The sequence below is a fragment of the Kitasatospora sp. NBC_00070 genome (genome assembly GCF_045041205.1).
Lineage (GTDB): Bacteria > Actinomycetota > Actinomycetes > Streptomycetales > Streptomycetaceae > Kitasatospora.
Genome location: NZ_CP108247.1, coordinates 3,132,980 through 3,144,490, shown reverse-complemented (window position 1 = coordinate 3,144,490; position 11,511 = coordinate 3,132,980). Strand labels below are relative to the sequence as shown.

The following is an 11,511-nucleotide window of genomic DNA, read 5'->3' as shown; positions in this document are numbered from 1 at the left end:
GCTGGGCAGTCTGCCCGGCAACCGGAGGACGAATCACCTGACACGCCTGCCCGATCGGGTGGCGCGGGAGCTCAGTGGCGGTTGCCCAGCGCGAACAGCAGGATCACGAAGCCGGCGAAGAGGTGGGTGCCGGCGATGTAGAAGGTCGCCCGGACCAGCATCTGGCGGCGGCGGCTCTTCTCGTCGCGGACCGCCCCGCTGCCGACCGCTTCGCTGCTGACCGCCCCGCTGCGGATCGCCTCGCCCCGGACGGCCTCGCTCATCGTCGGGCTCCTTCGGGTCGCGGCCTGGTCTCAGATCCCGAGTGTACGGGCGCGCGCGGCGGCCCGGTCGAGCAGCCGGTGGACGTCCGCCTGCCGGGTGGCGGGGGCGTCGTTGTACTCGTCGGGCGAGCTGACGGGGTGTCCGCTCGCGTGCAGCACCTCCATCACCTGGATCCGGGCCCGGCGGGCGTCCACCGGCGAGCCGAAGCCGTGGGCCAGCACGGCGGCCTGGGCACCGAGCAGGCAGACCCGGCCCTCGGCGTCCCACATGGTGCCCTGCACCCAGCCGGCCGCGGCCAGGTACCGGGAGGTCAGGATCAGGTGACCGGCGATGCCGACCTCGGTCGGTGCGGGGGTCCTGCGCAGCAGCCGGTCCAGCAGGGTGGCGGTCGGCGGGCGGTGCTCCGCGTACCAGGGGCGGCGGACGCTGCCGAGCGGGCAGACGTACGGCAGGTCGGGGCGGGCCGGGAAGGAGGCGAGGTACGACTCGATCTCGGCGACCAGGTCGGAGCTGTCGACGGTGAGCAGCGGAGGGAGGATTAACAGCTTATGGGGTGATTTCACCCCTTCTTGATACCCGAGGTCCGGGCGACGCGCAGCGGGCGACGCGCGGGACGCCTCCGGCGGCGGAGGATTCCCGGATCCGGCGGCCGGCCGTGGGTGGGCGCGGGTAGCGTGCCGGTATGTCGATCTCCTGGGTGACCGTGCCGACGCCGCTGCCGAGTGGGCCGCTGCGGTTGGCCGTCACCGAGCAGGGGGTGGCGGCGGTCTCGTACCACGGTGACGCCATCGGGGGCGTGCCCGGCCGGGTGGGCACGCCGGAGTGCGCGGACGAGAGCCGGGCCGGGCTGGTGAGGGCCCGGCTGGCGGAGTACTTCGACGGCCGGCGGACGGAGCTGGGGCTGCCGATCGACTGGCGGTTCACCACCGGCCCGCACCGCACCGTGCTGCAGACCCTGACCGCGCAGGCCGGCTACGGGCAGACCCTCACCTACGGTGAACTCGGCGCCCGCAGCGGGGTGTTCGAGGACTTCACGGACGGTGGTTGGACGGCCGCCCGGACGGTGGGGAAGATGATGGGCGCCAACCCGCTCTGCCTGCTGGTGCCCTGCCACCGGGTGGTCGCCTCGGACGGTCTCGGCGGTTTCGGCGGCGGTCCGCGCGGTCTGGAGATCAAGCGCTGGCTGCTCACCCTGGAGGGCGTGCTGCCGCCGACCCTGGACTGGAACGGCCCCGGCTGACCCGGGGCCCCGGCGTCAGACCAGCGCGGCCAGCGGCTCCGGCCGCTGCGCGGGGAGCGTCACCGGCTGGTGCGGGTGCTCCGGCTGGCGGTGCGCGACCGGCAGCGGCAGGACCGGCTGGATGGCGGCCACCAGCGCGTAGTCCTCACCGAGCAGCTCGTCGGCCGGCGGCAGCACCGGCACCCGGCCGAGCGCCAGCTGGACGGCGGCCAGCGGCAGGTTCAGCCCGCACAGCCGCAGCTGGTGCAGCCCCCCGGACGGCCGGGTGTTGATGTCCAGCAGCACCGGGACCCCCCGGTGGTGGCGGAACTGCACGTTGGAGAGGTACGCCATCCCGAAGGTCTCGATCAGCCGGCGGGTCGGCTCCAGGTACACCGGGTCGGTGGTGAAGCTGCGGCGGCGGCTGCTCTTGGTGCGGCCGACGGCGGCCAGCAGCCGGCCGTCCTGGTCGGCGAGGCAGTCCACCGAGACCTCGGGGCCCGCCAGGTAGGGCATCACCAGCAGGTCGACCGGCTCGGCGGCGGCGGCGATCGCGTCGGCCAGCTGACCGAGCTGCACGCTGCCGCTGGGCCAGCCGGCCAGCTGGCCCAGCTGGAACGGTTCCCGGGTGATGGTGCGGAACCCCTCGCCGCCCGCACCACTGGCCGGCTTGAGGCAGGGCTGCTCCCCGGCGTACTCCAACTCCTCCACCGCGCGCAGCAGTTCGTCGGCGGTCCGGACGTGGTGCCAGCTCGGCACCGGCAGCCCGGCGGCCGCCATCGCGACGTAGCCGTCCACCTTGCTCTCGAAGGTGGCGATCGCCTGGGCGGGCGGGCAGACCAGCGTGACGCCCCGGGCGGCGAACTCGGCGCGGTGCCGCGCGATCGCGAGCTGGTGCAGCCGGGGGAGGAAGACGTCGATCCGGTGCCGGTCGCAGAAGTCGAGGGCGAACTCGACGTACGCCTCGGCGGACAGACCGTCCGGCTCCGGCAGCCCGTGATCGGCGGCCGCCAGCACGGGGGAGTCGGCGTCCACGTGGGTGGCATAGACCTCCACCGGGGCCGCCCGCAGCAGGTCTATGAAGAAGACGTTCTCGGCGTAGGTGCGGTTCAGCCAGACGCGGGTGGGGGCGATCACGGAGTTCTCCCTGGGAAAAGGGCAGCATGCAGGGTGGGAGGGCGTCTGGCAGAGGATGGCCGACCGGCCTTGACTGAGCCCTTGAAGTGGCACCTTAGCGCTCCCGGCCGAACGGATGAACGGGGGGTGGCGGCCGATCCGACGGGGTGCCCGGTGGAATCCCCGATCACTCGTCAACTCACTTGGAGAATCGCTCAGTTGACCTGAAGGTCGGCAGGTTTCCGGGATGTGAATTCTTCGCCGCCCCGAGTGCGACGGCGCACGCGATGCACAGAAACGGCGCAGTCGGAGCGAGAACGTCCGAACAGTCACTGATTCGGGTGAGCCCGATGGCATTTGTCGATCAGCTGAGCCGGGTCGGCCGTCACCATGAACCACGCAACGCGATCCGTCCACCGTGCCCGCATCGTGCTCGCGGAGAGGCTCCTCGATGTCCATCGAAACCACTGTCGGCGTCCCCCATCAGGGTGGGGAGCCGTCGGTCCCGCCCGGTGCCCACCCGCACCCGCATCCGGCGCCGCAGCGCGCCCTCGGCACCGAGGCCGCCCGACAACTGGCGACCACCACCAAGTCCGCCCCGCAGATGCAGGAGATCAGCGATCGCTGGCTGCTGAAGGTGCTGCCCTGGGTCGAGGTGTCCGGCGGCACCTACCGGGTGAACCGACGGCTCAGCCACGCCGTCGGCCAGGGCCGGGTGGGCTTCGAGCAGACCGGCTCCGAGGTCCGGGTGGTGGCGCCGACGCTCCGGGAGATCCCGCTGCTCCGCGACTTCCCGGACGACGGGCTGCTGGCCGAGCTGGCGGGTCGGTGCACCGCGCGGACGGTCGCCGTCGGCGAGCTGCTGGCGGAGGCCGGGCAGCCGGTCGACCAGGTGCTGCTGATCGCGCACGGCAAGCTCGACCGGCTGGGCGTCGGCAAGTACGGCGAGACCACCGTGCTCGGGATGGCGGCCGACGGCGACCAGTTGGGGCACGAGGCGCTCGGCGAGGCCGACCCGCGCTGGCCGTACGCGGTCCGGGCCGCCACGGCGGCCACCGTGCTGGCGCTGCCCCGGGCGGCCTTCCAGGAGCTGGCCGAGCGCTCCCCCGAGCTGCGCGAGCAGCTGGAGCGGTCCGCGGCGGGCGCCCGGCACGCCGTCAACAAGTACGGCGAGGCGCAGATCGAGCTGTCGGCCGGGCACCGGGGCGAGCACGAGCTGCCGAGCACCTTCGTGGACTACGAGCTCCGGCCGCGCGAGTACGAGCTGAGCCTGGCGCAGACCGTGCTCCGGGTGCACACCCGGGTCGCCGACCTCTACAACGAGCCGATGAACCAGACCGAGCACCAGCTCCGGCTGACCGTCGAGGCCCTCCGCGAGCGCCAGGAGTACGAGCTGGTCAACAACCCCGAGTTCGGCCTGCTGGCCACCGCCGCGTACGAGCAGCGGATCTCCACCCACTCCGGTCCGCCCACCCCGGACGACCTGGACGACCTGCTCAGCCGGCGCCGGAGCACCCGGTGTTACCTGGCGCACCCGAGGGCGATCGCGGCGATCGGCCGGGAGGCGAGCAAGCGCGGGCTGCACCCGGCGTCGGTCGAGCTGGACGGCAAGCGGGTCACCACCTGGCGCGGGGTGCCGATCCTGCCCTGCGACAAGATCCCGATCAGCGCGCGGCAGACCACCTCGATCCTGGCGATGCGCACCGGGGAGGACAACCAGGGCGTGATCGGGCTGCGGCAGACCGGCCTGGCCGACGAGTACGAGCCGGGGCTGTCGGTGCGGTTCATGGGGATCGACGAGAAGGCGATCATCTCCTACCTGGTGAGCGCCTACTACTCCGCCGCGGTGCTGGTGCCGAACGCGGTCGGGGTGCTGGAGAACGTGGACATCGCGTCCCGGGCCTGAGCACGGCGGGGCCGGGGCACCGGTCCGCGCACAGCCACTTTCTTCTGGGGGAGGACGTTTCATGGGGATCTTCGCGATCGAGCGGGACAGCCGCGAGGGGGTCGAGGCCATCGAGGTGCTGGCCCGCTCCCGGGCGGTGGTGGATCCGGCCCTTCGGGCGGCCGTCGAGTCGCTGCCGGCCGCGATGCGGCGGGTCTCGGGGTACCACTTCGGCTGGTGGGAGGCGGACGGCTCGCCCTCGGCGACCGGCTCGGGCAAGGCGATCCGCCCGGCCCTGGTGCTGGCGGCGGCCCAGGCGGTCGGTGCCGTCGGTCCGGCGGTGGCGGTCCGGGCGGCGGCCGCCGTCGAGCTGGTGCACAACTTCACCCTGCTGCACGACGACGTGATCGACCGGGATGACACCCGGCGTCACCGCCCCACCGCCTGGCGGGTGTTCGGCACCACCGAGGCGATCCTGGCGGGCGACGCGATGCACTCGCTGGCGCTGCGGGTGCTGGCCGAGGACGAGCACCCGGCCGCCCCGGCGGCGGTCCGGCGGCTGGCCGACTGCGTGGTCGAGCTCTGCGAGGGCCAGCAGGCGGACTGCGCCTTCGAGCAGCGCGACGACGTCTCGCTGGCCGAGTGCCTGGCGATGGCCGAGGCCAAGACCGGCGCCCTGCTCGGCAGTGCCTGCGCGATCGGCGCGCTGTACGGCGGCGCCGGGGAGCAGGCGGCCGACGCGCTGGACGCGTTCGGCCGGGAGATCGGGCTGGCCTTCCAGCTGATCGACGACCTGATCGGCATCTGGGGTGACCCGGCGGTCACCGGCAAGCCGGTCGGCGCCGACCTGGCGGCCCGGAAGAAGTCCCTGCCGGTGGTCTTCGCGCTCGCCGCCGGCCGTCCCGGCAGCGCCCGGCTGGCCGAACTCTACGCACTGGACCGCCCGTTGACCGCCCCCGAACTGATCGAGGCGGCGGCCGCGGTGGACCAGGCGGGTGGCCGGGCCTGGGCCCAGAGCGAGTCCTGCGAGCGGATGGCGGCCGCGATCGCCCATCTCGCGGACGCCGTGCCCGACCCGTCGGCGGCCGACGACCTGCTGGCGCTGGCGGAGCTGGTCACCCGAAGGGCTTACTGAGCGCGGTTCGACGGCACCGCCGGGGTGGTCACCCCGGCGGTGCCACTCGTTCCCCGGGTCAGCCCAGCGCGGTCAGCAGCCGCAGCTCGGTGGCCCGGTCGATCCCGAGGTCGGTGCTGCCCTGCCGGTAGGGGGCGGTGGCGGGGCCACGCTCCTGGATCCAGGCCCAGGTGTCGGCGACCGTCTCGGCCAGCGGCCGGGTCCGCAGGCCGGCCGCCGCCGCCTTCGCCGAGTCGGCGGTCCAGATGTCCGACCACTCGGGTCCTGACGGGCTCCACAGCGGCAGCCCGGTCCACGGCGCGACCTCCGCCTCGGCGAGCAACTCCTCCGGCACCCAGACCAGTTCGGCCCCGCTGCCGGTGGCGGTCAGACAGGCCTCGAGCATCCCGCGCATGGTGCTGGAGCCGGGCGGCGCGGTGGTGACGTACCGTCCGGCGCCGCCCTGCTCCACCAGGTCGAGGCCGAAGGCGGCGAAGTCCCGGGCGTCGATCAGCTGGAGCTCGCGCTCCGGGTCGCCGCCCGCGATCACCCGGCCCCCCTCGGCTATCCGCTCCAGCCACCAGGGCAGCCGTCCCACGTTCTCGTACGGGCCGATCAGCAGGCCGCAGTTGAGGATCAGCGAGTGCTCCGGCCCGAACACCTCCAGCACCGCGCGCTCGCAGCCGGCCTTCAGGTGGTTGCCGGACGGCTGGTCGGCCGGGGTGTCGGCGGGGCAGGGATGAGTGGCGGAGTTCTCGTCGATCGGCAGCGTGGGCCAGTCGACGAAGGCGTGCACCGAGGAGACGAAGGTGTAGTGGTCGGTGTGCCCGTGCAGCGCCCGGGCGGAGAGCGCGACCGCGTACGGCTGCTGTCCGGAGGTGTCCAGCACGGCGTCCCAGTGGCGGCCCGCGACCAGCCGGGCCAGGTCCTCGGGGGAGTTGCGGTCGCCCCGGACGGCTTCGACGCCGGGCTGGTCGGGGCCGGAGCGGCCGCGGTTGAAGGTGGTGACCCGATGGCCACGCTGCAGGGCCTGGGTCACGTAGGCGCGGCCGAGGAAGGAGGAGCCGCCGAGCACGAGGAGGTTCATGCCGTCCAGCCTGCGTCGGCCGGTCGGCATCCGGAAGCGGGGTTCGCCCTGGGCAAAGCCGGTTCACCGAGAGCTGACACTCCGTCCGACATGCCGGTCCGAGAGGGGCGGCATAGCATCCGTTCCGTACGGATTGTGACGTGATGTCCGACCTGGGGAGCGCGGCGGCATGGGAAACCCGGCACTGGTGGATCCGGCGACGGTGCGCAGGACGGCGGCGGAGGGCTGGATCTGGGGGTTCAGCCTGCTGGAGAACTACCGCACCATGTACCCGCAGGCCATCGACGAGGCGGACCCGCGCCATGTCGGTGGCTTCGGCGTGTTCCGGCACTACCCGCAGCCCTTCACCGCGGCCGACACCGACGTGGTGACGCCGAACAACGACACCCCCTACTCCTGGGCCTGGCTCGACCTGCGGGCCGAGCCGTGGGTGATCGAGGTCCCGGCCGTGGACCGCTACTACGTGATCCCGGTGCACGAACTGGACACCCCGTACGTGGGCTTCGTCGGGGCCCGCACCACCGGCCGGCAGGCCGGCCGCCACCTGGTCACCGGCCCCGGCCACCGGGACGTCCCGGCGGACGGCTTCGACGGGGTGCTGCGCGCCGACACCGAGCTGCTCGGCATCGTCGGCCGCACCTACCTGGCCGGCCCGGAGGACATCCCCGAGGTGGAGCGGATCCAGGCGGGGTACCGGTTGCTGCCGCTGAGCGAGCACTTGGGCACCGAGCCGCCACCGGCCGCACCCGAGCCGGTCTGGCCGGTCTGGCGGGAGGAGATCCGGGACAGCCCGGAGTTCTTCGTGCTGCTGGACTTCCTGCTCGGCTTCTTCCCGCCCCGCCCGGCCGGCACCGCCTTCCCCGCCGAGCTCGACCTGCGCCGCCGGCTGGCCGAACTCGGCATCGGCAGCGGCGACTTCGAGCCCGCCACGCTGACCGCCGAGTTGCGCGAGTCGATCGCCCAGGGCATCGCGGACGGCCGGGCCGAACTGGAGCGGGCGGCCGCCGGGACGGTCGGCAACACCGGCCTGTTCGGCACCAGGGCGGAGCTGGCCGAGAACTTCCTGAACCGTGCGGTCGGCGCCTACAAGGGCCTGTACGGCCTGCCGTCCGCCGAGGCCTGGTACGGCGGCTGGGTGGCCGACGGCGAGGGCAACCGGCCGCCGGACGCCTCGGAGCGCGACTACGTGCTGCACTTCCCGCCCGACCGGCTGCCGTCGGCCCGGTTCTTCTGGTCCGCCACGATGTACGGCCTGCCGGACCGGCTGCTGGTGGACAACCCGCTGGAGCGGTACTCGATCGGCGACCGCACCCCGGGGCTGGTGTACGACCCGGACGGCGGGCTGACCCTGCACGTCCGGCACAAGCGCCCGGCCAACGCCGAGCACAGTGCCAACTGGCTGCCCGCCCCGGACGGCCCGTTCACCGTCGTGATCCGGCTCTACGGACCCGACCAGGCCGTCCTGGAAGGGAGTTGGACCATCCCGCCACTCACCCCGCGAGCGCCGGAGGTGGCCGGGGCATGACCGAGGCCAAGCCCGGAGCCCTGGCGGCCGACGCCTACGTCTACGGCTACCCGATGGTCTTCGACCTCACCATGGCCGACCGGTGCGTCCGGCAGGGCATGGGCAGCCTGCCCGCCACCGGGTTCAACCGCTTCGGCCACGCCGACCGGCTGGCAACGGCCGGCACCGAGTTCGTCTCGGTGAACAACGACACCGTCTACTCGGTCGCCCAACTCGACCTGTCCGGCGGCCCGTTGCTGCTGGACGTGCCGGACACCGACGGTGCGTACCTGGTGCTCCAGTTCGTCGACGCCTGGACCAACAACTTCGCCTACCTGGGCCGTCGGGCCACCGGCACCGGTGCACAGCGCCGACTGCTGGTGCCCCCGCACTGGCACGGCACCCCGGAGCCGGGCCTCCAGGTGATCGAGTGCCCGACCACGGTCGCCACCGTGGTCGGCCGGAACGCCTGCGACGGCCCGGCCGACCTGCCCCGGGTCCGTGACCTCCAGCAGCGGCTGACGCTGACCCCGCTGGAGCCCGGCGGGGTGTACGCGGGCCTGTCCGAGCCGGACCCCGAGGTGCCGGAGCAACTCCGCTTCCTGGAGCAACTGCGGCTCTGGGGCGCGCAGTTCCCGCCGGCGGCGGCCGACCTCGAGTACCAGCGGCGGTTCGCCCCGCTCGGCCTGCTGGACACCGGCAGCTCGCCCTACCGCAACCCCGCTCCGGACTGGGCCGCCGAGTTGGCCGCCGGACTGGCCGAGGGCCGCCGCCGGGTCGAGCAGGCGGGCCGCCCCGACCCGGGCCGGCCGGGCGGCGAGTGGATGCTCAACCTGCACCTCTTCGACTACAACCTGGACCACCTCGGCCCCGGCACCGTCGACGAGCCGCAGTGGCGGATCCCCGACCGCCGGGCCGCCCACCTGACCCGCGCGGTCGCCGCCCGGGCCGGACTCTGGGGCAACCACGCCTACGAGGCGGCGTACGCGGCCGTCTTCCAGGACGCCGACGGCCGGGCCCTGACCGGCGCCCGCTCGTACACCCTGCGCTTCGACAGCCCACCGCCGGTGGACGCCTTCTGGTCGCTCACCATGTACGACGCCACCGACTACCACCTGGTGGCCAACCCGATCGACCGCTACTCGATCGGCGACCGCACCCCGGGCCTGGTGTACGCACCGGACGGCTCGCTCACCCTGGTGCTCCAGCACCGGCGCCCGGACGACCCGGCGGAGGCGGCCAACTGGCTGCCCACCCCGGAAGGCGAGTTCCGCCCGATGATCCGGCTCTACCAACCGGGGGCCGCCGTCCTGGACGGGACGTACCGGCTGCCGCCGATCCGGCCCCGCTGAGTGCCCGTCAGGGGCCGGGGCGCGGCGGTCCGGGCGGAGGCCGTACGCTCCGCCGGGCCGGATTGCCGGCAGCCGGACCTGTAACACCCTGCGGCCGTCACTGCGTCAGACAAGTGTGAGCGGGTGGCGGCAGGCGGGGGAGTGGTGAGGGTGGGCGACCGGGGCGGGCGCGACCGGGACGAGCGGTACCTGGAGTTCGCGGCGGCGGGCGGGGGCCAGCTCTACCGCTCCGCCTGTCTGCTGACCGGTGGGGACACCCACCTCGCCGAGGACCTGGTGCAGGAGACCCTCGGCCGGATGTACGCGCTCTGGCGCCGCTCCGGCTGGCTGCTCGGCGGCCGGACGATCGACAACCCGGCCGGGTACGCCCAGCGGGTCCTGTTCCGCAGCTACCTGAGCCACCAGCGACGGCGCAGCAGCGCCGAGCGCCCGACCGGCGAACTCCCCGACCTGGCCGGACCGGACGGCGACGACGGCACCCTGCGGCTGACCCTGCTCGAAGCGCTCGCCCGGCTCTCGGCCCAGGACCGGGCGGTGCTGGTGCTGCGGTACTGGGAGGACGTCAGCGTCGAGCAGACCGCCGAGATCCTGCACTCCAACTCCGGTGCCGTACGCACCCGGACCTCCCGCGCGCTGGTCCGCCTCCGCGCCCTGCTCGGCGACTCGCTGGCCGAGCTGACCGGGCACTGAGCGCCGCTTCCGATCCGCCGGGCCGCTGGGCCCGTTGCCTCCGATCCTTCCGAGAGACGGTGATCCGCGATGTCCGAACACCCCGACTTCGAGGGCGAGTTGACCCAGGCCCTGCGCCGGGCCGGTGCCGCCTTCGAACCCGACCAGCACCGACTCACGCTCGGCGGAGCCGTCCGGGGCCGTCGGCTGCGGCGCCGCCGAGCGTTCACCGTGACGGGTGGTGCGGCGGCCGTGATGCTGCTGGTGGCCGGCACGGTGGCCGTCGCGGGACTGCCCGGCGGCGCCGCCCGCCCGGTGCCCCCGGCGTCCAGTGCCTCACCGACCGCACCCGGTATGACGGGCCCGCAGCTGCTCGCCGGGCTCACCCCGCACCTGACCGGTTTTCAGGTGGTCGACTCCGAGGCGGTCGACACCGCCGAATCCCTGCGCACCGGGCGGTTGCCGATGCTGTCGGTCACCGTGGACGACGGCCGGGGAGAGGCCCTGGTGGTGGTCACCGTCAACCGGCTGCCGATCGAACCGGGCGGCGGTCCGGTCAAGATCGACTGCCCGTCCGGGCCGTCCGCGACCGAGATCTGTGAACAGAGCCGGACGGCGGACGGCGGCACCCTGACCCTCCGCCACCAGCAGCCGGCGGACAGGGACCCGACGCGGATCTGGTCGGCCACGCTGGTCACTCCCGACGGGCGCTGGGTGGACGCCAGCACGTACAACTACGCCTCCATGGTCGACCAGAACCTCACCCGCGCGGAGCCCCTGCTCACGGAGGCGCAGCTCGGGGTGATCGCGGGCGACCCGGTCTGGCGCCCCGCCTTCGAGGCGATCCCGGCGGCCGGGCTGACCCAGCTCACCGGCCCGGCGATGCTCGACGGGCAGCGGATCGCGGCCGTGGTCCAACCGCTGCTCCCCGCCGGTGCGGTGGTCGACCGGATCAGGCCGGACGTCGACAGCCTGCACCTGCGGGTGAACAGCGGCGGAGTGGACGTCCTGCTCCGGGACTGGCGGAAGCCGCCGATGGGCACCCCGGCCGACGAGTTCGCCGGGGCCGAGCGGCTGGCGGACGGCACCCTGCTGCTCGCCAGGACCGAACCGAACGGTGGAGCCACCGACCGCAACGTGGTCGAGCTGCTGCGCCCGGACCGGGTGCGGGTCACGGTCTCCGCGCTCAGCCCGCCCTCCGGCGAGGGCCGGCCGCCCGTCGGTACACCGGTGCTGACGCTCGACCAGCTCCGCACCCTGGCCCTCGCGGTGGCGGCGGAGGCCAGGCAGGTGCCGTAGCC

The 11,511-nt window shown here is 73.8% G+C and carries 11 protein-coding genes; 7 read left to right on the top strand and 4 right to left on the bottom strand.

Annotated elements, in window-relative coordinates; translation table 11 throughout:
- Positions 1-71: 71 nt before the first annotated feature.
- Both OHV05_RS14450 and OHV05_RS14445 read right to left on the bottom strand, forming a co-directional pair.
- Positions 72-263 (bottom strand): DUF6126 family protein, encoded by a 192-nt coding sequence (locus tag OHV05_RS14450; RefSeq protein WP_405018006.1) that lies wholly within the window; start codon positions 261-263, stop codon positions 72-74.
- Positions 264-293: 30 nt separating this feature from the next.
- Positions 294-827 carry a hypothetical protein gene (locus OHV05_RS14445; protein WP_405018005.1) on the bottom strand — a complete coding sequence of 178 codons (534 nt, stop codon included), beginning with the start codon at positions 825-827 and terminating at the stop codon, positions 294-296.
- A gap of 119 nt (positions 828-946) precedes the next feature.
- Between OHV05_RS14445 and OHV05_RS14440 the strand changes: the two genes are divergently transcribed.
- A complete protein-coding gene (locus tag OHV05_RS14440) occupies positions 947-1,504 on the top strand; it encodes a methylated-DNA--[protein]-cysteine S-methyltransferase (protein ID WP_405018004.1) in 558 nt (185 codons plus the stop codon).
- Between the two features lie 15 nt (positions 1,505-1,519).
- Here the strand turns inward: OHV05_RS14440 and OHV05_RS14435 are convergent, their stop codons facing one another.
- Complete coding sequence (locus tag OHV05_RS14435; protein WP_405018003.1) at positions 1,520-2,620, bottom strand: ATP-grasp domain-containing protein; 1,101 nt, start codon at positions 2,618-2,620, stop codon at positions 1,520-1,522.
- 430 nt (positions 2,621-3,050) lie between these two features.
- Between OHV05_RS14435 and OHV05_RS14430 the strand changes: the two genes are divergently transcribed.
- Complete coding sequence (locus OHV05_RS14430) at positions 3,051-4,505, top strand: family 2B encapsulin nanocompartment shell protein (protein ID WP_405018002.1); 1,455 nt, start codon at positions 3,051-3,053, stop codon at positions 4,503-4,505.
- A 61-nt stretch (positions 4,506-4,566) separates the two neighbouring features.
- Entirely contained in the window at positions 4,567-5,619 is a 1,053-nt protein-coding gene (locus OHV05_RS14425; RefSeq protein WP_405018001.1) for a family 2 encapsulin nanocompartment cargo protein polyprenyl transferase, read from the top strand.
- 58 nt (positions 5,620-5,677) lie between these two features.
- Here OHV05_RS14425 and OHV05_RS14420 read toward each other — a convergent pair whose 3' ends face one another.
- Entirely contained in the window at positions 5,678-6,685 is a 1,008-nt protein-coding gene (locus OHV05_RS14420) for an NAD-dependent epimerase/dehydratase family protein (protein ID WP_405018000.1), read from the bottom strand.
- Positions 6,686-6,854: 169 nt separating this feature from the next.
- On the opposite strand from OHV05_RS14420, the gene OHV05_RS14415 reads away from it, so the two are divergent.
- From OHV05_RS14415 to OHV05_RS14400, 4 genes are all read left to right on the top strand, one after another.
- Complete coding sequence (locus tag OHV05_RS14415) at positions 6,855-8,210, top strand: DUF1254 domain-containing protein (RefSeq protein ID WP_405017999.1); 1,356 nt, start codon at positions 6,855-6,857, stop codon at positions 8,208-8,210.
- Complete coding sequence (locus tag OHV05_RS14410) at positions 8,207-9,541, top strand: DUF1254 domain-containing protein (protein ID WP_405017998.1); 1,335 nt, start codon at positions 8,207-8,209, stop codon at positions 9,539-9,541. Before OHV05_RS14415 ends, OHV05_RS14410 begins: the two co-directional genes overlap by 4 nt.
- Positions 9,542-9,685: 144 nt before the next feature.
- Positions 9,686-10,231 carry a SigE family RNA polymerase sigma factor gene (locus OHV05_RS14405; protein WP_405017997.1) on the top strand — a complete coding sequence of 182 codons (546 nt, stop codon included), beginning with the start codon at positions 9,686-9,688 and terminating at the stop codon, positions 10,229-10,231.
- Positions 10,232-10,300: 69 nt separating this feature from the next.
- Positions 10,301-11,509 (top strand): hypothetical protein, encoded by a 1,209-nt coding sequence (locus OHV05_RS14400; RefSeq protein WP_405017996.1) that lies wholly within the window; start codon positions 10,301-10,303, stop codon positions 11,507-11,509.
- Positions 11,510-11,511 lie beyond the last annotated feature (2 nt).